Annotated in this window: 22 protein-coding genes; 9 read left to right on the top strand and 13 right to left on the bottom strand. The window is 68.8% G+C overall.

Annotation, left to right across the window (positions count from 1 at the left end):
* The first annotated feature begins 40 nt into the window (after positions 1-40).
* Positions 41-961, top strand: a complete 921-nt coding sequence (locus FDA38_RS04245; protein ID WP_137252740.1) for a helix-turn-helix domain-containing protein — start codon at positions 41-43, stop codon at positions 959-961.
* Here the strand turns inward: FDA38_RS04245 and FDA38_RS43355 are convergent.
* Together FDA38_RS43355 and FDA38_RS04255 are read right to left on the bottom strand one after the other, a co-directional pair.
* A complete protein-coding gene (locus FDA38_RS43355; RefSeq protein ID WP_137252741.1) occupies positions 949-1,590 on the bottom strand; it encodes a phosphotransferase in 642 nt (213 codons plus the stop codon). The two genes, FDA38_RS04245 and FDA38_RS43355, sit on opposite strands and share 13 nt — an antisense overlap.
* On the bottom strand, positions 1,591-2,859 hold the full coding sequence (locus FDA38_RS04255) for a glycoside hydrolase family 18 protein (protein ID WP_137252742.1): 1,269 nt from the start codon (positions 2,857-2,859) through the stop codon (positions 1,591-1,593).
* Between the two features lie 81 nt (positions 2,860-2,940).
* On the opposite strand from FDA38_RS04255, the gene FDA38_RS04260 reads away from it, so the two are divergent.
* From FDA38_RS04260 to FDA38_RS04275, 4 genes are all read left to right on the top strand, one after another.
* A complete protein-coding gene (locus tag FDA38_RS04260) occupies positions 2,941-4,065 on the top strand; it encodes a M48 family metallopeptidase (RefSeq protein ID WP_137252743.1) in 1,125 nt (374 codons plus the stop codon).
* 56 nt (positions 4,066-4,121) lie between these two features.
* Positions 4,122-4,829, top strand: coding sequence for a transporter substrate-binding domain-containing protein (locus FDA38_RS04265; RefSeq protein ID WP_137252744.1), 708 nt, complete (start codon positions 4,122-4,124; stop codon positions 4,827-4,829).
* Positions 4,830-4,998: 169 nt separating this feature from the next.
* Positions 4,999-8,298 carry a S8 family peptidase gene (locus tag FDA38_RS04270; protein ID WP_137252745.1) on the top strand — a complete coding sequence of 1,100 codons (3,300 nt, stop codon included), beginning with the start codon at positions 4,999-5,001 and terminating at the stop codon, positions 8,296-8,298.
* A gap of 70 nt (positions 8,299-8,368) precedes the next feature.
* Positions 8,369-11,599, top strand: coding sequence for a S8 family serine peptidase (locus FDA38_RS04275; protein ID WP_137252746.1), 3,231 nt, complete (start codon positions 8,369-8,371; stop codon positions 11,597-11,599).
* 51 nt (positions 11,600-11,650) lie between these two features.
* Here the strand turns inward: FDA38_RS04275 and FDA38_RS04280 are convergent, their stop codons facing one another.
* Complete coding sequence (locus tag FDA38_RS04280) at positions 11,651-12,643, bottom strand: malate dehydrogenase (protein ID WP_134105369.1); 993 nt, start codon at positions 12,641-12,643, stop codon at positions 11,651-11,653.
* Between the two features lie 191 nt (positions 12,644-12,834).
* Between FDA38_RS04280 and FDA38_RS04285 the strand changes: the two genes are divergently transcribed.
* Complete coding sequence (locus tag FDA38_RS04285; protein ID WP_137252747.1) at positions 12,835-13,983, top strand: glycerophosphodiester phosphodiesterase; 1,149 nt, start codon at positions 12,835-12,837, stop codon at positions 13,981-13,983.
* Between the two features lie 16 nt (positions 13,984-13,999).
* Positions 14,000-14,806: a spermidine synthase gene (locus FDA38_RS04290; protein ID WP_137252748.1), complete on the top strand. Its 807-nt coding sequence runs from the start codon at positions 14,000-14,002 to the stop codon at positions 14,804-14,806.
* Here FDA38_RS04290 and FDA38_RS04295 read toward each other — a convergent pair.
* A complete protein-coding gene (locus FDA38_RS04295) occupies positions 14,769-15,278 on the bottom strand; it encodes a helix-turn-helix domain-containing protein (protein WP_170989575.1) in 510 nt (169 codons plus the stop codon). The genes FDA38_RS04290 and FDA38_RS04295 overlap by 38 nt on opposite strands.
* Positions 15,279-15,336: 58 nt before the next feature.
* Here FDA38_RS04295 and FDA38_RS04300 point away from each other — a divergent pair, with 58 nt between their 5' ends.
* The gene (locus tag FDA38_RS04300) at positions 15,337-16,188 is read left to right on the top strand and encodes an MOSC domain-containing protein (RefSeq protein WP_137252750.1); all 852 of its coding nucleotides are present in this window, start codon (positions 15,337-15,339) and stop codon (positions 16,186-16,188) included.
* Here FDA38_RS04300 and FDA38_RS04305 read toward each other — a convergent pair.
* Together FDA38_RS04305 and FDA38_RS04310 are read right to left on the bottom strand one after the other, a co-directional pair.
* Positions 16,185-16,655 (bottom strand): lamin tail domain-containing protein, encoded by a 471-nt coding sequence (locus FDA38_RS04305; RefSeq protein WP_170989576.1) that lies wholly within the window; start codon positions 16,653-16,655, stop codon positions 16,185-16,187. The genes FDA38_RS04300 and FDA38_RS04305 overlap by 4 nt on opposite strands.
* Positions 16,656-16,768: 113 nt before the next feature.
* On the bottom strand, positions 16,769-17,530 hold the full coding sequence (locus FDA38_RS04310; protein WP_137252752.1) for an MBL fold metallo-hydrolase: 762 nt from the start codon (positions 17,528-17,530) through the stop codon (positions 16,769-16,771).
* A gap of 82 nt (positions 17,531-17,612) precedes the next feature.
* On the opposite strand from FDA38_RS04310, the gene FDA38_RS04315 reads away from it, so the two are divergent.
* Positions 17,613-18,566, top strand: coding sequence for a GlxA family transcriptional regulator (locus tag FDA38_RS04315; protein ID WP_137252753.1), 954 nt, complete (start codon positions 17,613-17,615; stop codon positions 18,564-18,566).
* On the opposite strand, the gene FDA38_RS04320 is transcribed toward FDA38_RS04315, so the two are convergent.
* The 7 genes from FDA38_RS04320 to FDA38_RS04355 all read right to left on the bottom strand — a co-directional run bounded on the left by FDA38_RS04320 (position 18,542) and on the right by FDA38_RS04355 (position 25,024).
* The gene (locus FDA38_RS04320) at positions 18,542-18,802 is read right to left on the bottom strand and encodes a hypothetical protein (protein WP_130444050.1); all 261 of its coding nucleotides are present in this window, start codon (positions 18,800-18,802) and stop codon (positions 18,542-18,544) included. The two genes, FDA38_RS04315 and FDA38_RS04320, sit on opposite strands and share 25 nt — an antisense overlap.
* A gap of 75 nt (positions 18,803-18,877) precedes the next feature.
* The gene (locus tag FDA38_RS42050; RefSeq protein ID WP_233714514.1) at positions 18,878-19,678 is read right to left on the bottom strand and encodes a CAP domain-containing protein; all 801 of its coding nucleotides are present in this window, start codon (positions 19,676-19,678) and stop codon (positions 18,878-18,880) included.
* Positions 19,657-19,989 carry a hypothetical protein gene (locus tag FDA38_RS04335; RefSeq protein WP_137252756.1) on the bottom strand — a complete coding sequence of 111 codons (333 nt, stop codon included), beginning with the start codon at positions 19,987-19,989 and terminating at the stop codon, positions 19,657-19,659. Before FDA38_RS04335 ends, FDA38_RS42050 begins: the two co-directional genes overlap by 22 nt.
* Before the next feature lie 974 nt (positions 19,990-20,963).
* Positions 20,964-21,944, bottom strand: coding sequence for a CAP domain-containing protein (locus FDA38_RS04340; RefSeq protein WP_137252757.1), 981 nt, complete (start codon positions 21,942-21,944; stop codon positions 20,964-20,966).
* Positions 21,945-22,139: 195 nt separating this feature from the next.
* Positions 22,140-22,943 carry a CAP domain-containing protein gene (locus FDA38_RS04345; RefSeq protein WP_137252758.1) on the bottom strand — a complete coding sequence of 268 codons (804 nt, stop codon included), beginning with the start codon at positions 22,941-22,943 and terminating at the stop codon, positions 22,140-22,142.
* Between the two features lie 149 nt (positions 22,944-23,092).
* The gene (locus tag FDA38_RS04350; protein WP_137252759.1) at positions 23,093-23,758 is read right to left on the bottom strand and encodes a GNAT family N-acetyltransferase; all 666 of its coding nucleotides are present in this window, start codon (positions 23,756-23,758) and stop codon (positions 23,093-23,095) included.
* A 135-nt stretch (positions 23,759-23,893) separates the two neighbouring features.
* The gene (locus tag FDA38_RS04355) at positions 23,894-25,024 is read right to left on the bottom strand and encodes a GNAT family N-acetyltransferase (protein ID WP_137252760.1); all 1,131 of its coding nucleotides are present in this window, start codon (positions 25,022-25,024) and stop codon (positions 23,894-23,896) included.
* Positions 25,025-25,055: the final 31 nt, after the last annotated feature.

Consider the following 25,055-nt stretch of genomic DNA (forward strand, 5'->3'; position numbering starts at 1 on the left):
ACCCAGTGTCTGGATAGTCCCGATCAGGTACTTTCTTGCCATGCACCGTGTTGTCGCTCTGGTCAGCGCACCGCAGGCGAGCTTCGAGCTCGGCTGTGCGGCGGCGGTGTTCCGCGAGGCGCCGTACCGGTTCAGCGTCTGCACGGAGCAGCCGGGGCCGGTGCGCACCACCGAGGGTTTCGACATGGTGGTGACATCCGGTCTGCGGGCGCTGGATCGCGCGGACACGATCGTCGTACCAGGTTGGCTGCCGATCAATCGCGAGCCGACCGACACCGTCATGCGCGCACTCAAGCGGGCACATCGGCGCGGAGCTCGGTTGGTCAGCATCTGCTCGGGTGCCTACGTCCTCGCGTCGACCGGCTTGCTCGACGGGCGCCGGGCCGCGACGCATTGGCGGTACGCCGATGAGCTCCAGCGCCGATTCCCCGCCGTACAGGTAGATCCAGACGTGCTGTACATCGACCACGGCGACGTGGCGACCAGCGGTGGATCCGGGACCGGGATCGACCTCTGTCTTCAACTCGTCCGTAACGACCACGGGGCCGCCCACGCCGCCCGAGTCGCGCGGCAGATGGTGATGCCGCCGCATCGCGAAGGCGGCCAGACTCAGTACCGCACCGAGGACCAGGTGCCGACAGATTCGTTGGGCGCCCTGCTCGATTGGGCTGGCGAACACCTGGCCGAGCCGATCACGCTGGAACACCTCGCCGGCCAGGCGAACGTCTCACCGCGGACACTCGCGCGGCGGTTCACGGACCAGCTCGGCGTTGCGCCCGGCCAGTGGTTGCTCGCCCAGCGGATCGCCCGGACGCGTGTCCTGCTGGAAGAAACGGACCTGCCCGTCGAGACGATCGCCACCAAGGTCGGCCTGTCGTCGGCGACCAACCTGCGCAGGCGGTTCCGCGCCGCGCTGCACACGACGCCGAGCGCCTACCGACGGGCGTATCAGGGCATGTAGTCGCCGGAGTCGTCGAGCGTGATGTAGTGCTCGATCCGCGGGTCGTCCGGGTCCCCGCCGTACAACTCGACGAAGCGCCGGGCCGCGGGCAGACCGCCGTACTGCGGGTTCAGGCTGCCGCGCAGGCTCTTGAACATCAGGGCGAGGTCCAGGTAGCGGTCGCCGACACCGAGGCGGCCGAGGTCGAGGATGCCGCAGAAGCGCAGGGTGTCAGGGTCGATGAAGACGTTCGGGGCCGCGTAGTCCCCATGTGTCACCGCATCGCCGCGACCGGGGAAGGGCGACGGGAACGGACAGCCCGACAGCTGATCCAACGCGCGCAGCCCGTCCGCGATCGCGGCCAGTACGGCGGGGCGGTCGGCTGCCGGCCAGTCCTGCGACGCATCCCGGCCGGGCAGCTCCGTGGTCAGCAGCCAGTTGTTGCCGCGGTCAACGATCTGCGGACACGGGAAGCCGACCGAACCGAGCCAGGCCAGTCGATCCGCCTCGTCGGACACGCCCGGGCCGGCCTTGTAGTACAGGCGTTCCGACCCACGGTCGAGTCGCACGACCGTCGCTCCGGAGCAACCGACGTGGACCGGTTCGGCATTTGCCGCGCCGAACCGGTCCTGGAGAGTATTCAGATCCACTCAGCGAAGGTTACGGTGCAACGCCGAGATCAGCTCCCCATTTGAATCGCCGTCGAGGGACCAGATCATCGCGCCGCCGAGATCGCGGTGCGAGATGTACTGCGCCTTGCGGGCCATCTCGACCGGGTCGTCCCAGGTCCAGAACGTCGTACCGTCGAAGAGCCAGGCGAACCCGGCCTTCTTGTCCCGGTAGACGGTGTAGTCGGACAGATGAGCCTTCAGCAGGCGGTAGTCCTCGGTGCCTGCTTCGTACGTCGCCGGCGCCGGGCCGGTCGACGGCTGGAACAGACCGTGGTTCGCGTTCGTCACGCCGGTCCAGCCGTGTGAGTAGAACGGCACGCCCATCACCAGTTTGCTGCGCGGTGCGCCGCGGGACAGGTACGCGTCGATCGTGACCTGCGAACTGAACTCCGGTGTGGTCGGGTCACCCTTCGGTCCGTCGATCGCGGACTGCTGGTTGGTGAGCGTCTCCCACGGACCGTGGTAGTCGTAGCCCTGCGTCGTACCGAAGGTCAGGTCCTTGAACAGCTTGCGGACCTCGAACCCCTTGTCGATCATCGTCGGATTCGCCGGCAGGAACGCGGTCAGGTTGTAGCGACCGGCGTGCCCGGACAGCTTGTCCAGCTGCTTGCGGTACTCGTGCACCAGCGCGGTGAAGTTCTGCTTGTCCTCGGGCCGGATCACGTTGCCCGGGTTGCCTTCGCTGGCCGGCCACTCCCAGTCGAGGTCGACGCCGTCGAAGATGCCCTTCGCGGCACCGGCGGGGAGGCCGGGCAGGTTGCCCTTGAGCCACATGTCCAGGCACGACTTCACGTGTGCGGCCCGGGAGGCCGGCGTGAGCGCCGCATCGGAGAAGTGTGCCGAGCCGGTCCAGCCGCCGAGCGAGATGCTGATCCGAAGCTTCGGGTACAGCTTCTTGAGCTCCTTGAACTGGTTGAGGTTGCCGTTGAGCACCTGTCCGGGCTCGTCGGCCTTGCCGTTCACACTCTGCTCGGCGCTGAACGGTCGCTGGTAGTCGGCCCACGCGTCACTGCTGATGCAGTTCCCCGACGCGTCGACGAAGCCGAATGCGTAGTTGATCTGGGTCAGCCGCGCCGCAGCGCCACTCTTCACCAGATCGCTGACCAGGTAGTTCCGGTCGTACCCACTCCAGTTGGTGTAGTACCCCACCACTCGTTTGTCGCTGTCGTGTGCTTGCGCAGGCACCGCGACGGTCACCGGAACGACCATCGCCGCCGCCACCAGCAGCCCCACACTCCGACGTTTCATCTGCAACCCCCATCGGACGGTCTGTGCGCACACAGTAGGACCGCCCAACGACTTACACAATGTCTCTGCAAAAACTGGTCCATGGCCCCGCCTCTGGCTGATCAGAAGTTGGCCGACGCGCTTGCCGCCGGGCGGGCTCCTGGGCCGGAGCGGTCGCTGGGTGCGTTCCTGCTGTCGTTGCCTGTGCTCCTGGTGCCGTTGCCGCTCTTCGTCGGTGGTGTGGCGCTGCTCGTGTTCTACCGGCCGCTCTTGTTCGCTGCGCCGTTCGCGGCGATCGCGTTTGTCTTCACGGCGATCTTCCGGCCTCGCATCAAGCGGCTTCCCGCCGCAGCGCAGGCGGTGACCAGAGAGCGAGCTCCCCAGCTGTACGACGTACTCGACCGCCTGGCCGCGCAGACCGCCACACCGAAGCTCGGCAGCGTCGTGGTGACCACCGACACGTGGATCGCCGTCGACCGGATCGGCTGGCGGTACCGCCGCGTGCTGCGACTCGGCCTGCCGGCCTGGGCCATGCTCAGCCCGCAGGAGCGGTACGCCGTCCTCGCCCACGCCCTGTACGACGACCAGCGCGGAACCCACGACCGCATCCTCGGCGCCGCGGAGCACATCCTCGACGAGCTGGCCGCGACCGTACAGCCGGGAGCGCTCGACTCGGCCGGAAACGGGAAGCTCAAGTCGTCGGAGGGCGTGGTCGTCCTGGTCGGACAGGGGAGTGACGACCAGGTCCTCCACAGCCGTCTGGTGAAGATCGCCAGCGTCGTCTTCGGACCGCCGATCCGCGGGTACCGCCGGCTGCTGCGCAGGCTGGACCTGACCGGCAGCCAACGGCGCGAATACCGGATCGACCGGCAGGTCTCCGAGCTGGCCGGCTCGGAGCCGACGGCTCGATCGCTGGAGCGCGTGCTGCTCGCCGGCACCTGCTACCGCGCGCTCGCCCGCGCCGTCCGGTTCGAGCCGGGCAGCGATCCGCTCGACGTACTCCGCCGTACCGCAGCCGGGATCCCCGACCACGAGTTTGTCCGACTGCTGCGCTTGGACGAGGCCCGCAACGGCCGCACCGACGTGGACCATCCGCGGACCGCGCTACGCACGCGCCTGCTCCGCGCCAACCCGACGCCGACGACCGCCGTCTTCGCGCCGTCGAAGGACGACGAACTGGCGACGGCCGCCCGAGCCGCCGCGGCGTACCTCCGCGACCACGACTGACGAGATCCGTCAATCGATCGCCTGCCCGGCCGGGGTCGACGGATAGGGTCGCGGACATGACTGTTGCAGCGGATCTCGCGCCGACCGGCGTACTGCGGGCCTCGATCAACCTCGGCAACCCGGTGCTGGCGAACGGTACGCCGGACGCGCCCGGCGGGGTCACCGTGGACATCGCCCGCGAGCTGGCCGAACGCCTGGAGCTACCGCTCGAGCCGGTCTGTTTCGACGCGGCGCGGAAGTCGTTCGAGGCGATGACGAGCGGGCAGGCCGACATCTGCTTCCTCGCGATCGACCCGGCCCGCGCGGAAGAGGTCGCCTTCACCGCGCCGTACGTGGTGATCGAGGGTGTGTACGCCGTACCGCGGGACTCAAAGCTGACCACAGTCGCCGACGTCGACACCGACGGCGTGCGGATCGGGGTGAAGCAGGGGTCGGCGTACGACCTCTACCTGACCAGAACGTTGCAGCAGGCAACGGTTGTGCGCGGGGACGAGGGCGTCGACGTGTTCCGGGTCGAGGGGCTCGAGGCGGCGGCCGGGATCCGGCAGCCGATCACGCAGTACGTCGCCGAGCACCCCGACCTCCGCGTGATCGACGAGCGGTTCATGCAGATCCAGCAGGCCGTCGGCACCGCGAAGGCGAAGCACCCCGACACCGTCGCGTACCTCCACGCCGTGATCGAGGACCTCAAGTCCTCCGGCTTCATCGCCGCCTCCCTTGCCGCTTCGGGTCAGGCGGACGCGATGGTGGCCCCGCCTGCCTGAACCCCGTTGCCCTTACGGACAGTAGTCAGGCAGGAACCTGCCGTGGCAGGTGGTGCAGGCAACCTTTTGGTCCAGTCCGGACATCTACCGGTGAGTGGTCGTCCGGCTCCGCTCCGTGAGGCGACGTCGGGCGGCCCGATGTGAGGACAACGATCGGGAGGGACTCATCGTGGTATCCACACTACGATCGAGGCGCCTCGGCGTAGCCGCCGTCGCCTCGATCGCCGCCTTGAGCCTCGGGCTCTCCGCCCCGGGCCATGCATCCGCAGTACCGCAACCTCATCCACTGGCCGCAAAGACGGCCAAGCCGAAGGATCAAAGCGTCACGCTGATCACCGGTGACCGCATCACGCTGAAGGGCGGCGATCCGGCCAAGCCCGCGGTGCAACCAGGCGCCGGCCGGACCAACGTCGCGTTCAGCTCGTACCGCCTGAAGGACCACCTGTACGTCGTACCGTCGGACGTCCGCGAGCAACTGTCCACCGGCAAGCTCGACAACCGCCTGTTCGACGTGACCGCCCTGATCAAGGACGGGTACGACGACAAGCCGCTGCCGCTGATCGTCACGTACAGCGGGAAGACTCAGAAGCGGGCCGCGATCCCGGGCGCGACGGTCTCGCGCCAACTGCCGGTCATCAACGGTGCCGCGATGACGGCCACCAAGCCCGCAAGCGTCCTGAGCGCGGCCGGAATCGACAAGATCTGGCTCGACGGCAAGCGCAAGGTCACGCTCGACCAGTCGGTCCCGCAGATCGGCGCACCGATCGCCTGGCAGGCCGGCTACACCGGCAAGGGCATCCCGGTCGCCGTCCTCGACACCGGCATCGACAAGTCGCACCCGGATCTCGCGACCCAGGTGGTCGGCGAGAAGAACTTCACCGACGCACCCGACGGGGACCACTTCGGCCACGGCACCCACGTCGCCTCCACGATCGCCGGTACGGCGGCCGCGTCGAACGGCAAGTACAAGGGCGTGGCTCCCGACGCGAGGCTGTACGACGGGAAGGTCTGCGACGACTTCGGTGGCTGCCCGGACTCGGCGATCCTGGCCGGCATGGAGTGGGCCGCGACCGAGGTCAAGGCCAAGGTCGTGAACCTGAGCCTCGGCGGCACCGACACCCCGGGCATCGACCCGCTCGAGGAGGCCGTGAACCGGCTGACCGCCGAGACCGGCACGCTGTTCGTGATCGCCGCCGGCAACGACGGACCGACCGAGCGCACCATCGGTTCCCCGGGCAGCGCGGACGCCGCGCTCACGGTCGGCGCCGTCGACAAGCAGAACGGGCTGGCCGACTTCTCCAGCCGTGGCCCGCGCGTTGGGGACAGCGCGGTGAAGCCGGACATCAGCGCACCCGGTGTGTCGATCGTCGCCGCCAAGGCGAAGGACTCGATCATCGGCGAGCCGGTCGGCGACGAGTACCTGCGCCTCGACGGTACGTCGATGGCGACGCCGCACGTGGCCGGATCGGCCGCGATCCTGGCCCAGGAACACCCGGACTGGAAGGCCGCCGAGCTCAAGGGCGCGCTGATGGGTTCGGCCAAGCCGACCGACGACCAGACCGCGTTCGAGCAGGGCGCCGGCCGGGTAGATGTTGCCAAAGGCATCAAGCAGACCGTGATCGCCGAACCCGGCAACGTCTCGTTCGGTACGGCGGTCTGGCCGCACGACGACGACACCCCGGTCACCAAGACGCTGACCTACCGCAACCTCGGCGACCAGCCCGTCACGCTGAACCTGGCCGCGTCACTGAACGGCCCGGACGGGAACCCGGCGCCCGCGGATGCGCTGAAGCTGAGCGCGACCTCCGTCACCGTCCCCGCAGGCGGTACGGCGTCCGTACAGGCGACGTCGGACACCAAGCACAACGGCCCCGACGGCCTGTACTCCGGCCGCATCACCGCGACCAGTGGCGACACCACAGTCACCAGCGCGATCGGCGTGGAGAAGGAGCAGGAGAGCTACACCCTGACGCTGAAGGCGATCGGTCCGGACGGCAAGCCCGCTCCGGTCGACGGTGTGCTGACCGCGATGGACCGGAACTTCTTCCAGTTCCTCGGCGACGGCAGCGACACGATCTCGATGCGGCTGCTGAAGGGTGAGTACCTGGCGCAGGCCAGCCAGTTCATCGAGCAGCCGGACGGCAGCTTCGTCAGCTACAGCCTGGTCCAGCCGTCCATCCAACTGGCCAAGGACACCACGGTGGTGTTCGACGCGCGGACCGCCAAGCAGGTCAAGGTGACCGTGCCACAGGCGGACGCGAAGGTCGCGCTCGGCGACGTCGGGTTCGACCGTACGTCGGCCGACGGCAACATCGGATTCGGCTACGCGGGTCTCGTATCCGACTTCGACGCCGTCTACAGCGCACAGCTCGGTCCCGCGCTGCCGCCGGAGCAGCTCACCGGCCATGTCGCGTCGCAGTGGGCGAAGCCGGACGCGAACGGTTCCTTCAACAACTCGCCGTACGTCGTCGGTCAGCTGAACACGTTCCCCGGACGCTTCCCGACCGGGTTCGTGCGGGCGGTCAAGGCGAAGGACCAGGCCGTCGTCAAGCAGACCACCAACGCCACGAGTGACCGGGCCGTCGAGCGGATCCTGATCGGCAACGGGCCGGGGATGAACGGCAGTTGGTCGCCGGTCCTCGACTACGGCAAGGCCCCGCTGACCACGACGCTGTACGCCGAGGCCAAGCCGGCCACCTGGCAGCTCGAGACGGACGAGATCGTCCCGAGTACGGACCCGAACGATCCGTTCCCGCAGACGATCAGCCGGCTGATGTCGCCGGTGAAGTCGTACCGGGCCGGCACGTCGTACCGGGAGCGGTTCAACGCCGCCGCCTTCACGACGGCGCCGGATCTCGCGGCCCGGGCCCAGAACGACCTGATCGTGTCCGCCTTCGGTCTCGCCGATGCGGACGGGAACAACGGCTACAGCGCCACGGATGCGGAGTCCAGCAAGCTGATCCGGGACGGGCAGGTCGTCGCCGAGTCGCCGTACTTCGGGTACGTCGAGGCGACCGGGCTGCCCGCGGAGAAGTCGACGTACACGCTGGAATCGACGCAGACGCGACAGTCGTTCAGCACGTTCAGCACCAGGATGGATCTGCGCTGGACGTTCTCCTCGGCGGCGACCACCGAGCAGTCGGCGCTGCCGTTGCTCGGGATCCGTTTCCGGCCGACGGTCGACAGCCACAACGTGGCCGAGCGCAAGCCGGTCACCGTGCTGCCGCTCGTGGTCGAGGCGCAGCCCGGGCAGTCGCTGCCGAAGATCCGGAAGCTGACGGTCCAGGTCTCCGGTGACGACGGCAAGACCTGGCACGACGCCGCGGTCGCGCCGACCGGGCACGGCGGCTACAAGGCGATCTTCGTGACGCCGAAGGGCGCCAAGGGGATCTCGCTGAAGTCCCACCTGGTCGACGGCGCCGGCAACATTACGGAACTGACCGTTATCGGCGCCTATCCGTTGGGCTGAGCACGCAACCCCGGAGACCGGTTGTCACGTTTAGAGAGTCGCGCAGACAACCGATTTCTGGGGAGGCCCTGTGAAGTTCACGCACAGAGGAACGCCCGCGATCGCCGTACTGGCGGTCGCGGGCCTGGTCGCCGGACTGGGAGGAACTGCTCACGCGGTTCAGTCCGGTCCGGCGGCCACCGCCCGTTCCACGGCGGGTAAGGACGTCAGCGTCACGCTGATCACCGGCGACCGCGTCGTCCTGCCCGGCGGCGATCTGACCAAGGCGACGATCGAGCCGGGAGCGGGCCGGCAGCACGTCGGCTTCACGACGTACCGGGTGCGGAATCACTCGTACGTGATCCCGGCCGACGTCACCAAGGCGGTCGGCGACGGGAAGATCGACCGCCGGCTCTTCGACGTCGCCGAGCTGGTCAAGGACAAGTACGACGACGCGTCGACGAGCACGATCCCGGTGCTGACGACGTACGCCGGTACTGCGAAGCGCGCCGTGCCGGCCGGCACGAGGGTCACCCGCCAGCTGCCGTCGATCGGCGGCGCGGCGATGAAGGTCAACAAGTCGGACGCGAAGACGTTCATGAGCTCCGGCGGATTTACGAAGCTGTGGCTGGACGGCAAGCGGAAGGTGCTGCTGGACCAGTCGGTGCCGCAGATCGGCGGACCGGTCGCGTGGCAGGCCGGGTACACCGGCAAGGGCGTGTCGGTCGCGGTGCTCGACACCGGCATCGACGCGACCCATCCCGACCTGGCGACCCAGGTCGTGGGGGAGAAGAACTTCACCACCGAGTCCGCCGACGACCTCGTCGGCCACGGCACGCATGTCGCCTCGACGATCGCCGGCACCGGCGCCGCTTCGGACGGCCGCTACAAGGGTGTCGCGCCGGACGCACGTCTCTACGACGGGAAGATCTGCGAGGTCTTCGGCTGTGACGAGTCCGCGATCCTGGCCGGGATGGAGTGGGCCGCGACCGACGTCAAGGCGAAGATCGTCAACCTGAGCATCGGCGGCCAGGACACCCCGGAGCTCGACCCGGTCGAGGAAGCCGTGAACCGGCTGACGGCCGAGACCGGCACGCTGTTTGTGGTTGCCGCAGGCAATAGTGGCCCGGGTGACGGGACGATCGAGTCGCCCGGCAGCGCGGACGCGGCGCTGACCGTCGGCAACGTGACCAAGCAGGACCAGCTCAACCCGACCTCGAGCCGCGGCCCGCGGACCGGCGACAGCGCGCTCAAGCCGGACGTCACCGCGCCCGGCACGGACATCGTGGCGGCCAAGTCGAAGGACTCGACGATCGGCGAGCCGGTCGGCGACAAGTACCTGCGGCTCTCCGGTACGTCGATGGCCACGCCGCACACCGCCGGCGCGGCCGCGATCCTGCTGCAGGAGCACCCGTCCTGGACGCCGGCCGAGTTGAAGGCCGCGCTGATGGGTTCGGCGAAGGTCGCGGCGGACCAGACGTCGTTCCAGCAAGGAGCGGGTCGGATCGACCTGACCACGGCGATCAAGCAGAGCGTGGTTTCCGAGCCCGGCAGCGTTTCCTTCGGCAAGGCGTCGTTCCCGCACACCGACGACCAGCCGGTCACGCGCGAGGTCACCTATCGCAACCTCGGCGATGCGGCCGTCACGCTGTCGCTGTCCTCGGTGCTCAACGGCCCCGACGGTACGGCGGCTCCGGCCGGTGGGCTGAAGCTGAGTGCCGACTCGGTGACCGTTCCGGCCGGTGGTACGGCGTCCGTCCAGGCGACGTCGGACACCAGCCTCGGCGGCGCGGACGGTCTGTACAGCGGTCGCATCACCGCTACCGGCGGCGGCCAGACGGTCGTCGTACCGCTGGGTGTGGACAAGGAAGTCCCGACGTACACGCTGACCGTCAAGCTGATCAAGCCGAACGGGGCACCGGATCCGGACTACCCGGTGTCCGTCACGGGCGTCGACAACGACGAGAACGACATGATCTCCCCGGACGAGAACGGCACGGTGACACTCAGGCTGCGGCAGGGCGAGTACGTGCTGAACCAGTTCCAGGAGTTCGAGCGCGGGACCGAGGACTGGATCTTCTTCACGCTGCTCGCACCGAGCGTCAAGCTCACCGGCGACCAGACGGTCGTCCTCGATGCACGGAAGGCCAAGCCGGTGACCACCTCGGTGCCGAACGCCGGCGCGGTCCAGGCCAACTCCGACATCGGGTTCGACCGGACGATCAAGGGCGGCGTGTACACCTACTCCGCGGGCGGGTTCTTGTCCGGGACCATGTTCACCTACAACGCCGGGCCGAAGCTGCCCGCATCCGAGCTGACCGGGCACGTCATGTCGCAATGGGGTGTGCCGGGCGCGGACGGGCTGTTCACGAACACGCCGTACCTGTACGGGATCGCGAACTTCCAGCCGGGCGACTTCCCGACCGGGTTCGATCGCAAGGTGAAGCAGTCCGACCTCGCGACCGTGGATGCCACGGTCAACGCGACTGCCGAGGCGCGGGTCTTCAAGACGCTGTCCGCGGTCGGGCCGACCGGTGACGGCGGATGGGCGAGGGTCATCCGGCTCGACGTACCTCGGACCATCCGCTACTACGTGGACCAGACGCCGTACGGCTGGTCCGGCACCACCGACGAGGACACCGACGGCTCGGAGTTTCCGTTCGGGAAGTGGCACCTGGAGGGCAAGCCGGTGATCTACAAGGCCGGGCGGCACTACCAGGAGCGTTGGAACGCCGCGGCGTTCGGTCCGTCGGTGTTCGGCTACACCGGCCGGTCCGCGGACCGGATGGACATCTACCTGAACACCCTCACCGACGCGGACGGCCACAGCGGCTACATCGACTCAAAGTCCGCGAGTACGACGCTCTACCGCGACGGGACCGAGATCGGGTCCGCGGACGGGTTCGGCATCAGCGCCACCGGCCTGCCGGCGGGCAAGGCGTCATACAAGCTGGTCGCAACGGCGACGCAGGACGTCTGGCCGGTGTCGACGCGGATGGATCTGGAGGCGACGTTCACGTCGTCGGCGGACCAGTCGAACATCGCCATTCACACCGTCGGCTTCCAGCCGGATGTGGACGGCAACAACACGATGGTCCGCAAGCCGGTCACGGTCCTGCCGTTCACCGCCGACGGAGCGAAGACGGTGAAGGTCCAGTACTCCGACAACGGCGGAGCCACCTGGAAGCAGGCGCCTGTCGCCGGCAACAAGGCGATCTTCCCGACGCCGGCCGGCAACACCATCTCGCTGCGCTCGATCGCAACGGATGCGGCCGGGAACAGCACGACGCAAACGGTGATCGCCGCCTACTCGATGCGGTGAGAACAGCAGAACGCCCCCGCCGGCCGGCGGGGGCGTTCTGTTTTGCTGGGTTCAGCCGATCAGGCCGAGTGCCTTCACCGCGTCGCGCTCCTCGCCGAGCTCGGCGACCGAGGCGTCGATCTTGCCGCGGGAGAAGTCGTTGATCTCCAGGCCCTGGACGATCTCCCAGTTGCCGTCCTTGACGGTCACCGGGAACGACGAGATCAGGCCCTCGGCAACGCCGTACGAGCCGTCGGAGACGACCGCCATCGACAGCCAGTCGCCGTCGGCCGAGCCGGCCAGCCAGTCACGGGTGTGGTCGATGGTGGCGGCCGCGGCGGAGGCGGCCGAGGACGCACCGCGCGCCTCGATGATCGCGGCGCCGCGCTTCTGCACGGTCGGGAGGAAGTCGTTCTCCAGCCAGGCCTGGTCGTTCACGACCTCGGCCGCGTTCTTGCCGGCCACCTCGGCGTGGAAGATGTCCGGGTACTGCGTCGCGGAGTGGTTGCCCCAGATCGTCAGCTTCTTCAGATCGGTGACGTGTACGCCGGTCTTCTTCGCCAGCTGCGCCAGCGCCCGGTTGTGGTCGAGCCGGGTCAGCGCGGAGAACCGCTCGGCCGGGATGTCCGGGGCGTTGCTCTTCGCGATCAGCGCGTTCGTGTTCGCCGGGTTGCCGGTGACGGTGATCCGGACGTCGTCGGCGGCGTGATCGTTCAGCGCCTTGCCCTGGACGGTGAAGATCGCGCCGTTGGCCTCGAGCAGGTCGCCGCGCTCCATCCCCTTGGTCCGCGGCCGCGCACCCACCAGCAGCGCGACGTTGACCCCGTCGAAGACCACGTTCGGGTCGTCGCCGATCTCGATCCCGGCCAGCGCCGGGAAGGCGGAGTCCTCGAGCTCCATCACGACGCCCTCGAGTGCCTTCAGCGCCGGGGTGATCTCCAGCAGCCGCAGCTCCACCGGGGTGTCCGGCCCGAGCAGGGCCCCGCTCGCGATCCGGAACAGCAGGCTGTAACCGATATTCCCTGCGGCCCCGGTAACGGCCACCTTCACCGGTGTAGTGCTCACGACACGCTCCTAGCTCATCTGATTGTGTGCTTCGGACGCTAGCAAGCCGGGTGTCGCAGCCCAACGCTGGGGGACCACCGATTAGCTCACATCCCGATGGATCGTTCACCGATCGGTCATGCGGCGTACGTCGCGGGGCCGACGGTGTGTCCGAGGGTGACCTCAGTCCCCTGACTTGTTAGGAGAAGTCCATGAAGCTGCCCAGCCGGCTGCTGCCGGTTGCTGCCTCGGCCCTCGCGGTCGCCGCGGCCGTCGCCGTCCCGCAGGCCGTCCCGTCCCTGTCGTCCGCGCAGTCCACGTCGGCGGCCGGCCCGGTCGCCGTCCAGGCCGCCAAGCACCGCGACGACTTCGTCATCGTCGGCCACCGGGGCGCGTCCGGCTACCGGCCCGAGCACACGCTGGCGTCGTACGAGCTGGCCGCCCGGATGGGCGCCGACTACATCGAGCCCGACCTGGTCACCACCAAGGACCACGTGCTGGTCACCCGGCACGAGCCCGAGATCGGCGGTACGACGGACGTCGCGAGCCACCCGGAGTTCGCCGGCCGCAAGACCACGAAGATGCTCGACGGCGTCGCCACCACCGGCTGGTTCACCGAGGACTTCACGCTGGCCGAGCTGAAGACGCTGCGCGCCAAGGAGCGGATCCCGGCGACCCGGCAGCACAACACGGTCTTCGACGGGCACTACCAGATCCCGACCTTCCAGGAAGTGATCGACCTCAGCAAGCGCCTGTCCAAGGAGCTCGGCCGCCCGATCGGCATCTACCCCGAGACCAAGCACCCGACGTACTTCCGGGCGCAGGGCCTGCCGCTCGAGCCGGAGCTGATCAAGACGCTGAACCGCAACGGCCTGAACCGGCCGGACTCGAAGGTCTTCGTGCAGTCGTTCGAGGTCGGCAACCTGAAGGCGCTGGACAAGCAACTCCGGGTCCCGCTGGTCCAGCTGACCAGCTCGGTCGGCGCGCCGTACGACTTCGTGGCTTCCGGCGACAAGCGCACGTACGCCGACATCGTCAGCGCGAAGGGGCTCCGCGAGGTCGCGACGTACGCCGACGGTGTCGGGCCGAGCAAGGACCAGATCATCCCGCTCGACGCGGCCGGCAAGCTGGGCAAGCCGACCAGCCTCGTCGCCGACGCGCACAAGGCCGGGCTGGTCGTGCACCCGTACACGTTCCGGGTCGAGAACACGTTCCTGCCGGCCGATTTCGACAGCTCGACGAACCCGAACGACTCGGGCAACCTGTTCGGCGAGATCGCGGCGTACCGCAAGGTCGGGATCGACGGGTTGTTCACCGACAACACCGACATCGCGGTGGCAGAGGAGAAGGAAGCTCGCTGACTGGAATGATGGCGGGGTGGAACGGCGGACGGCCTCCGGGCTGGCGAGTGTAGAGGCACAGCCCGACGGGACGTTCGTGCTGCGGATCGACGGGTCGCCGCAGTCCCAGGTCGATCTCGCCGATCCCACCCACCTGCCGTTCGAGTACATGCGCCGGATCGGCGACGTCGTGGACGCGATCGCGCCGCGACGTCAGCCGGTCGCGGTCCTGCACGTCGGCGGGGCCGCGCTGAGCATCCCGCGGTACGTCGCGGTCACGCGGCCGCGGTCCCGGCAGATCGTGCTCGAACCGGATGAGGATCTGACCGAGTTCGTCCGCGAGGCGCTGCCGCTGCCGAAGCGGACCGGGATCAAGGTGCGGCCGGTCACGGGTCGGGCCGGGATCGGCGAGGTGTACGACGACTCGATGGACGTGGTGATCCTGGACGCGTTCGAGCATGAGGCGGTGCCGGCGAATCTGGTGACGGCGGAGTTCTTCGCCGAGTGTGCCCGGGTACTGCGGCCGACCGGGGTGCTGGTGGCGAACCTGATCGACGGGAAGGCGGGGCTGCCGTTCATCCGGCGTACGGCGGCGACGGTGCGCGCGGGGATCGGCGCCGGGGTGGTGCTCGCGGAACGGAAGATCCTACGTGGCAAGGGATTCGGGAACGTCATCATGGTTGCGTCGCGGCAGCCCGTCCCTGACCTGACGGATGCCGGGCGGCGAGCCCAACCCCCGTACGACGTGATGCCCCTCGACGAACTCGCAGGAAAAGCCGCACCCCTCACCGACGCCGAAGGCTACGTCACCCCGCAGGCACCACCCTCAGTCTTCCGCAGCTGAGCCGCTCGACCGCGTCGGCAACTGCAGCGCGCTCGTCCGGGGTTGCACCGACCGAGCGGACCAGATGGTCGAGCCGGTCTCTGCCCGCGAGCCGCTTGCCCTGGAGCCACGCCTGGATCGTCGCCCGCGGAATACCTGTCTGTCGCTCGAGTGCCCGCAACGACTGCGGTCGGGCGAGTGCTGCGAGAGCGGCGCCCAGGTCCTGCAGGCTTTCTGCGTCGTCCAGCAGTCCGACTATGTCGCGGGGGTCGCGGCTTGCTTGTTCCCAGCGGCGGCGCCAGACGGGCATGAGGTCGGCGGGGACGCCGCAACCGGCGAGGAACGCCTCGGCGACTTCCCAGGTCGGCAGATGTTTGCCGTTCGTGGCGCGGACGAGGTGTGGGTGCGAGTAGTGCGCGCGCTCCGCCAGTTGCCGGTAGCTCAGCCCGGCATGCCGCCGTACCCGCTGCAACGCTTCCGCGAAATCCTCCACGTGTTCAAACATAACTCAACACGTTTCAACAGATCAAGCGGCAGTTACGCTTGACCCTGTGTCTGTCGCGAAGGTTTCCGCCCTGGCCTACTACCCGGTGAAAGGTCTCGCCGGGATCCCCGTCGACTCAGCTGAGGTCGGCCCGACCGGCCTGCTCAACGATCGCCTGTTCATGCTCGTCGAGCCGGACGGCACGTTCCTCAGCCAGCGCAAGCTCCCCGCGATGGCCACGCTGCATGCCGAACTGGACGGCGACCGCCTCCATCTGTCCGCCGCGGACGCTCCCGATGTCGAGCTCGCGATCCAGTACGACGGCAAGCGGCGCGACGTCAGCCTGTTCGGGAAATGGTTCGGCCAGGGCATCGTTCAGGACCCGGCCGCGGACGAATGGTTCACGGCCCGCCTAGGTACGCCGGCCGCGCTGGTCCGCGTCACGCCCGAGCACGAACGACCCGGCTGGGGCGCGCATCGCGGCCTGACCGGGTACGGCGACGCGCACGCGCTGATGATCACGTCGCTGTCGTCACTCGACGGTCTCAACGCGCGCATCGTTGAGCGCGGCGGCGAGGCGATCCCGATGAATCGGTTCCGGCCGAACATCGTCGTGTCCGGCTGGCCGGAGCCGCACACCGAGGACAAGGTCCTGCGGATGACGGCCGGCGCAGTCGAGATCGGTTACTCGGCGCGCGGTATCCGGTGTGCGGTTCCGACGGTGGAGCAGTCGACCGGGGCAAAGTCCGGCCCGGAGCCGACCAGGACGCTGGCGACGTACCGGCGCGAACCGGCGTACGGCGGCGGCGTCAGCTTCGGCGTCAAGGCCGCAGTGCTTGCCGGAGGCACCATTCACGTCGGCGACGAGATCGCCGTCCAGGAATGGATCCCGGACGGCACCGATCCCGCGCAGGACTAACAGCCGACTCTCGACCGGCCAGTGACGGCCTTGTAGGTGCAGGTGTCGAAGGTCTTGCCGGCCGGGGTCTGGAAGCGGGCCGTGTCGCCGGTGTTGTTCCAGACGTACCAGCTCTGGTTCCAGTAGAGCGTCAGCGCCCGGTTGCGGTTCTTGCCGGTGCGGACGATGACCGTCGACCGGCCCGGCAGTACGTACCCACGCGGGAACACGAACACGTGGTTGGCCACGTCCGCGACCCGGAAGCCGGACAGGTTGATCGGCCGGCTGCTGATGTTGCGGACGGTGAAGAACTCGTTGTTGATCTGGGCATTGGTGCGCGTGTCCGTGCCCGGCGGGTCGTACTGGATCCCGCTGAGTACGGCGGTGATCGCCGCGTCGGCAGTCAGTGGTGCGAAGGCCGCCGTACCGGCCAGCACCACCGCGGCCGTCGCGGCGGAAAAGAGCGTGCGGAAGCGTCGTGCGAACACAGAATTCCCCTTCGGCAGTGGGCCGATCTCCCCCCCGGCCCGATGAACTTCGGCTGCCGGTTCCCCCCGGCGGTCGCACACGCTAGTCGTTACGCTCCGTGCTCGTCAAGGGCTCAATCAACGGTCGTCGGTACGCCGTGCTCGAGCACCTTCACGCGCTTCTCCAGCCCTGCTTCACGGAACGCCGCGACGAGCTGGTCAGGCCCCTCGGTGAAGTGCGCCCAGCCCTCGGTGTGCACCGGGACGATCGTCGCCGAGCCGAGCAGACGCGCTGCCTCGACCGCGTCCGCGGACGTCAGCGTGAGGTTGGCGCCATCGAGAAGCCCGGTACGCGCGGCGCCGGCGAACAGGACCGCGACATCGATCGGTGCGAACCGGTCCGCGATCTCCTTCACCAGACCGAGCGACGCGTTGTCGCCGGCGACGTACACGGTCGGCAGACCTTCGCCCTGCAGAACGAACCCGGTCACCACGCCGAGCACCTTCTCCGCACCTTCCGGTCCGTGCAGCGCGGGTACGCCGGTCACCGTGATCACGCCGCCGTCCGGCCGGCGCAGGTCGATCGACTCCCAGTTCTCGAGGCCGCGGACGCCGTCGATGCGAGTGGCCGCGCCCGGGGTCGACAGCACGGTCGGGATGGTCGCCAGCAGCGCGCGGCCGGCGTCGTCGAGGTTGTCCTTGTGCTCGTCGTGCGAGACGAGCGCGACGTCGATCGGACCGAGCTTGTCGGCCGGGATCGCCGGACCGATCAGCTTGGTCATCACCCGGCCGGGCAGCTGGTAGTCGCGCGGCTCGTCGAAGGCCGGGTCGATCAGGAACGTCAGGCCACCAAGGTTCAGTACGGCGGTCGGGCCGCCGATGTGCGTGATCTCCATGTCCACGATCCTCCGCCGTGGCGGTCGGTCCGGCCATTGGCCCGGGAGCCATAGTTACCGAAGATCGGGCCATACTGTTCTCATGCGTACTGTCGCGGTCCTCGCGTACGACGGGATGAGCCCGTTCCACCTGTCGGTGCCCTGCCTGGTGCTGGGCGAGCGGCGCGGACGGGCAACGGCGTACGACGTGCTGGTCTGCGCGGAGCAGCCGGGGTCGATGCGGACGAACGCCGGGTTCGGGATCAGCGTGGATCACGGGCTCGAGGTGATGGAGCGGGCGGATGTCGTCGTACTGCCGAGCTGGGAGCCGGGGTTGCAGGCGTCCGACGTACTGCTGGATGCGATCCAGCGGGCGCATGCGCGGGGCGCGACGGTGGTGGGGTTGTGCATCGGGGCGTTCTTGGTAGCGGAGAGCGGGATCGCGGCGGGGCGTGAGGTGGTGACGCACTGGCGGTGGGCGGACGAGTTGCGCGCTCAGCATTCGGAGCTGGACGTGCGCGCGGACGTGCTGTGGTCGGACCTGGGCGACGTGATCACCTCGGCCGGTACGGCGGCGTCGCTCGACTGCTGCTTGCACCTGGTTCGGACGCATCACGGGGTGGAGATGGCGGAGAAGGTTGCCCGCGACATCGTGGTCGCGCCGCATCGGAGCGGGTCGCAGGCGCAGTACATCCCGGTGCCGGTGCCGCCGGATCCGAGCGACGACGTGATCGAGAAGGCGATGGTGTGGGCACGGGCCCGGCTCGACCAGCCCGTGTCGCTGGACGAGTGGGCCGGGGCGGTGGCGCTGTCGCGGCGTACGTTCACGCGGCAGTTCCGGGCGCGGACCGGGAGTTCGGGGCAGGCGTGGTTGCTGCGGCAGCGGCTGGACCGGGCGCGGCTGTTGCTGGAGACAACCGATCTGCCGGTCGAGCGGGTGGCGGCGTCGAGCGGGTTCGGGAGCAGTGATGCGTTGCGGCACCACTTCCACTCGCTGCTGGGGACGACGCCGCAGCGGCATCGGCAGGAGTTCTACAGCAGCACGAGCAGGATGTAGATCACCGGCGCGGCGAACGTGACGAGCAGGATCCAGGCCATCATCCGGTGCCCGGTCTTACCGCGGTCGAGCGACGAGGCGAAGTACAGGACGGCACCTTCCTCCGTGTGCCGGCTCAGCCCCATCCGCTTGGCCTCCTCCGGCCGCGGATCAGGCCGCTCCTCGGCAAATGCATCCGGATGAATCCCGTAGTGCGCCGGCCCGGCCGAATCCACGTCGTCACGCTCGGAGAACATCCAGCCTCCCGCAGGTTGGTGGACCAGGTCGTCAAACCATGATCACACCAACCACCAGGAATCGTGCCGCACTTCCTACGAGAAGTCCGCCACCCAGGCGTACCGCGTCGGCTTCGAGCCGATGCAGAGGCCGAGCAGGTCGATCGCCGTACAGTGCGCGTAGCCCTTGCGGCCGACGCCGAGGGTGGTCAGGCCGCAGTTCAGGATCGTGCTCCGGCTCTGCGCCATCATCTGCTCGTACGCCTGCTGCGCGCTCCAGTTGTCACCGCCGGCGGTGGACTTCGAGGAGCCGCTGCTGTTCGTCGCACCCGACTTGGCGCGGCTGCCGGCGTCCGAGCGGGCGCTGCCGGTCAGGTCCGGATCCTGCTCCAGCGGCTGGCAGCCGGCGTTCTTCCGCGCGCTGTCGATCATGTCGAACAGCTGCGACTCGTCGGCGTCCATGCCGCCGTCCCGCGCCGGAGGTGGCGGGGGCGGCGGGGTCGTCGTCGGGGTCTGGGTCGGGCGGCCGGTGGACGTCGTACGGCCCGGTGTGGTCGGCGCGCTCGTCGCCTTCTCCGAAGTGGGGGAGTCGGTCGGCTCGAGGGTGCTCGGGGTCTCCGACGGGACCGTCGTCGGGGACGCGGAGTCCGTCGGGGTGCCGGTAGGGGTGCCGGTCGGCGTCGTCGTCGGGGTCACCGTCGGCGTACCAGTCGGGGTCGCCGTCGGCGCCACCGTGGGGCGCGTTGTCGGGGTTGCTACGGCGGCCTTTGTGGTTGGGGTGATGTAGGTGTCGTCGGTTCGCGTGACGATCGGCACCGAGGCGTCCGCGTCGTCGTTCTGCGGCTGGTGCAGGAGGATCCACGAGATCGGCGTGATCACCAGCACCACAGAAGCCATAGCAATAATCGACCGCCGCCCCCGAGACCCCCGCTCTCCGGACGCAGCCCGCCGCCCAACCCGCCCAGGCCCAGAACCCCCAGGCCCACTACCAGGCCCAGAACTCCCACGCCCACCAGCCCGCGCGGCTCCAAGCTCTCGCTCACCACCCGCGCCAAGCCCAGCAGCACCCGCACGCCCAGCAGCTCCACCAGCGCCAGCACCCACGCCAGCCCCAGCCCCGTCAGCCAGCCCAGCACCACCAACCCGCTCGGCGCCGCGAACACCTGCGCCAGCCGCCTCCGCCGCGCCAAAGGCACCTGCAGCCGCACGCGCGCTGTCCGCACCGGCCGACCCGAAGTCACCAGCGGAGCCGAAGCTCGTGGCGCCTGGGCCGGCTGATCCGAAGTCGGTGGATCTGCTGGGGCTTGTCGTGTCGGTGGTTGGTGTTGGGGTGGTGCGTGGTGTTCCGGTGGTGCGGCCGGTGGCGGCTAGGAGGTCGGCGGCTGAGGCGGCGGGGGTGGGGCGCGGAGGGGTGTCCGGCGTGCTCGTGCCCAGGGATGCCCAGTCGTCGGTTGCTCGGCGGATGGACCAGGTGCCGGCGGTTTCGCCCAGGCCCGGGCGTTCGGTCGGTTCCGGGGTTTCCGGGCGACGGGCCGCACGGCGAGCGCGGGTAGGCGACTCAGGTTCGGCGCCGGCGATCGACTGCTCGACCCACGACGGCGTACCAGCAGGACGCCGCCCAGCAGCCGCGCCATACGAGTCCGCAGACTCGGCAGGCGTGCGCGTAGGCAGTCCGGACGTGGCGTCCTCGGGGGCCGTGTAGCTGGGCAGGGCTCCACGCGGCGCGTACTGCGGGGTTGCCGGGCGCGACTGGTTGCCGTTGGCCCAGAACGGGTTCTCGTTGGACGCACCAGCGGATTGCGCCGTGGCCCAGAAGGGCGACTCGTCGCTGGAGCGCGGTGCGTACCGCGGTGGTTCTGGTGGTGCGGGCGGGGTGTTTTCCGCGGGCGGGGTGGACCGGTTGCCGGAGCGCGACGAGCGTGATGCAGCTCGGGTCGCCTTCCTGCGTGGCTTGTACCGGCCGTTTCCGGACTCGGACATTATTCCGTTGTTCCTCTCAAAGTCGCGCCCCCAAGACGTGCCTCATCAGCCGTCTCACCGGAGCCCCCCAGGAACGTCCGGCGACATGACAAGGTCGGATCTACCCGCGGCGACCGGCCGTGAACCGGCCGGACATTGTGGGCCTGAGACAACGTCTCGCCCGCACTCGGTGATCTCCACACAATGACAACCACAACGGCCCTCAGCTCCGGCCGAAGTCCTGGACCCAACTGCCCGGTCCGTAGTTGGACTTGACCTGCCCCGGGTCGTATCCGATGCCGATCGTGGTGAACCGGCAGTTGAGGATGTTCTTGCGGTGGCCGTCGCTCTGCATCCAGGCCGCGACCACCTTCTGGGCGGTGTCGTAGCCGGCCGCGATGTTCTCGCCCCAGCTCGACCCGCGGTACCCGGCGGCCGCCATCCGGTCGCCGGGATCCTGACCATCGGGGTTGGTGTGGTCCATGTAGTGCCGCCGGACCATGTCCGACGCGTGCTTCCCGGCCGCCTCGACCAGTGCGCTGTCCAGCCGGAGCGGACCGCAGCCCTGCTGCTGACGGATCTGGTTCGTGTAGTCGAGGACCTGCCGCTCCTGCGTGCTCGTCCCACCACCACTGGGCGGCGGCGGAGGAGTGTCCGTCGGCTCGGTGGTCCGTGTCTTCGTCGGCGTCGTACTCGCGGTCTTCGTCGGATAGCTCGGCTTCGGCCGGCCACCGCCGCTGGTCGTCCGCGTACTCCCCGGCGAGGTCGGCGGCACAGTCACGGTCGTCACGCCGACCGTCGGAGAAGTAGGAGTCGTGAGTACGTCGGTAGGCGTATCGCTCGGCGTACCAGGACTCGTCGGAGTCGCCGAGGTGGACGACGACGTCGCGCCCGGACCGAGCGCCGGCGTACCGACGACGGACGTGGTCGTACGACCGTTCGGCAAGGTCTTGGTGACGGTGATGAGCGGCGTACCGGCCTTCGTGCCGTCACCCGATCCGCCGTCGACGCGGGTGTCCTCGGAGACGTTCAGAACCTTGGCGGCATCGTCGGTCCGCGAGTTGTCGTGGGACATCAGCCAGACGACCGGGCCGATCGCGAGCAGTACCGACAACGCGCTGACGACAGGGCCGACCAGGCCACGGCTCCGCCGGGGAGCTCGTCTACTGCCGCGGTGCCGCCGGGGGGTAGGCGAATCCGTCATGGGATGGGCGAATCCTCTTCGTTTTTCGTCGTACCGAGTGTCGCGTCGTTCCCCGTTGGTCCAGCCAGGTCCCCCCTGGTTACCGAACAGGAACCTTAACGGACACGCGAGGTCATCGTTACAGGTCTGCGACGCCTCTTAACGATTCCCGAAGGTTCTCGGGCAACGATTAACGAACAGGGCCTGAACCGCCGGTCATTCGCCGAAGTCCTGCACCCAACTTCCGTTGCCCCAGTCCGGCTTCACCTGGCCGCTGTCGTACCCGATGCCGATCATCGTGTAGCTGCAGTTGAGGATGTTCGCGCGGTGGCCGGCGCTGTTCATCCAGCCGGTCACGACCGCGGACGGGCTCGAGTAGCCGACGGCAATGTTCTCGGCCATCGCACCGCCGGTGAACCCGGCTGCCTTCATCCGGTCGAACGGGCTGCGGCCGTCCAGGCTGTCGTGCGCGAAGTAGTGCTTGTCGACCATGTCGGAGGCATGCGCCTGGGCGGCTCTGGTCAGTGCGCTGTTCGTGCGCAGCGGTCCGCAGCCGGCCTTGGCCCGCTCCTGGTTGGTCAGGGCAAGCACTTGCGCCGCGGATCCACCGCTGGGCTTGGTGGTTGCCGTCGGCTTCGGTGTCGCGGTGTGGCTCGGCTTCGGCGTCGGCTTGGACGTCGTCCGGGTGGGCTTCGGTGTCGCCGTACGGGTGCTGTCGCGGCTCGGTGCCGTGGTCGACCGGGTCGGCTTCGGCGTCGGGGTCTTCGTGGTGGAGCGCGTCGGCGTCGGCGTCGTACGGCGGGGTGTGTACGACGGACTCGTCGGACGGCTCGGCGTCGCCTTCGGGGCGTCGTCGCTGGCGGGCGCGACGGACGTGATCGGGTTCTCCTGGCTCGTGGGCTTGCTGCCGGTCTGTCGTACGACGAACCACCCGACGCCGACCAGCAGGACCAGAGCAGACAGCGACGCGATGAGAGGACCGGCCACGCCACTACCGAGTGACCGTTTGTGGTTCGTCATGGTGAGCACCCTTGCCCAGGTCAGCGTTCGCCGACCCTCGCGCAGGCCTCACTTCACGAACCTTTGACTATCGCAGTCGTTTCAAACGGTTGAGCACGCCTTCGGCGTGAAAAAGATGACGCCGCTCCGCGGCGGGGGTGGGGGGCGTCTCAAACGGTTGAGCGGGCGATGACGATGTCGGCGATGACCTTCCAGCCCAGGCTTCGGTACAGGCGCAGGCCGTCGATGGACGCGATCAGGATGCCGCGTTTGGCGCCCCTCGCCGCGGCCGCTTCGACCAGCGATGCCATCACCGCGCTGCCGAGTCCGCGTCGTCGATGAGCCGGGTCGGTCTCGATCCGGTCCGCGACCGCGTCCTCACCGACGACCGCCATCCGCCCGCTCGACACCACTCCACCGTGCAAGGTGGCGCGGGTGATGATCAGGTCGTCCTCGAGTTCGGTGTGCAGCGCATATCGCTCGTGCAGCTTCAACGCGGGCTGCTCCGAGAGCTGGATCGTCATCAGCCAGTCCTGGTCCTGCTGGACCTCGAGGCCGAGGTCCTCCAGCTGCTCGATCCGGGCTTCCTTGTCATCGGTGGCCAGGGTGATCCAGCCCGCGCCGCGCCCGCCGCCGTCGGCCGAGGCCAGCTGGGCAGCACGCTCCACACGTTCCGGTTTGTCGTCGGCATCCAGTACGACGTACTCCGTCGGCCGGCTCTCCTCACCCGCACGGACGATCAAGATGCCGTCGTTGTCGTCCTCCACTGTGGTCCAGCCCCGCGAGACGGACCACCCGGCCTGCCAGCGGCGGACGAGCTCCTCACGATCTCTCACCAGTCGATTCAAGCAGCCCGCAACCGTCACGGCGAGGGGAACTGGTGTCGCTTGACACCAACTGGCCGTAAATTTCCGCCTGCAGGCTGTCACCACTACCGCTCAGCCGCCCGCCGCGCAACCCCTCACAGCCTGTCAACGACCGGCGTACTCGTCCGCGAGCAGGTCGAAGACCAGGTCGTCGTCGTAGTTGCCGTCCCGGCGCGGAATCGCCGCGCGCTCGGTGCCGACGTGGGTGAATCCGTTGGCCTCGGCAACGTGCGCCGACGCGCTGTTGCCGAGGGCAGCCTTCACCATCAGCCGCCGGCGACCTAGACCGCCTTCCGCGACAGGCTTGAACGCGTGCGGGATCAGCAGCTCGACCGCGGACGTCATCACCTTGCGGCCGCGCGCGTCCGGGTGCATCCAGTACCCGATCTCGCCCACGGTCGCGTCCATCCGGTTGTTCAGATTGAAGACGCTGACGTTCCCGAGCAGCTCGTCGGTCGCCGGGTCGGCGATCGCCCAGGCGACACCTTCGCCGCCGGCCATCATGTGCAGCCGGGTCTTGATGAACCCCTCGGCGTCCTCCAGCCGGTACGGCGACGGCATGCCGGACAGCCAGTGCTGTGTCCGCTCGTCGCTGCACGCCTCCTGGACCCGTTGCGCGTCCGAGTCCCGCAGCCCGCGCAAACGGATGCTGCCGCCCTCGAGCACCGGCACCGTCCACCAGTTGCCCTGCGGCTCGAGGTCGTCGTCGCGCCCGACCGATGCGACCCATTCGTCCTTACGTACGCCGCGTGCGCGTCCGCCACCCGGGATCGTCACCAACCCCCGGAACCCCGCCTTCCACGCGACCCGTCGGCTCGCATAGTTCCCGACGAACGCCCGCCAGATCACCCGCTCCCAGCCGAGTCCGTCGAACGCGTACCGTACGGCGAGCTTCAGCGCCCGCGTCATCACCCCGTGGCCGCGCACCTCCGGCGACACCGCGAACCCGACCTCCCCGACGCCGCCCTCGCCGTCACCGAGATCGATCGTGCCGGCGTACCGGCCGTCGTACTCGATCGCCCAGCCCCACATCGTGTTCGTGCGCCAGCCGTTCGGGATCATCTCGGTGAGGAAGTTGACCGCGTGCTCGTGCAGGTAGGGGACCGGGATCGTGGTCCACTGCTGCATCACCGGGTCCTGGCACATCCGGTAGGCGGGCTCGACATCGTCGATGGTGTGGGCACGCAGGGTCACCACACCGTCGGTCAGAACCGGGACGTCCTCGGGGAATCGCATACCTCAGGGTGACGCGCTGCCACCGGCCGGG

The sequence above is a fragment of the Kribbella jiaozuonensis genome, assembly GCF_005233875.1.
GTDB classification, from domain to species: Bacteria; Actinomycetota; Actinomycetes; order Propionibacteriales; family Kribbellaceae; genus Kribbella; species Kribbella jiaozuonensis.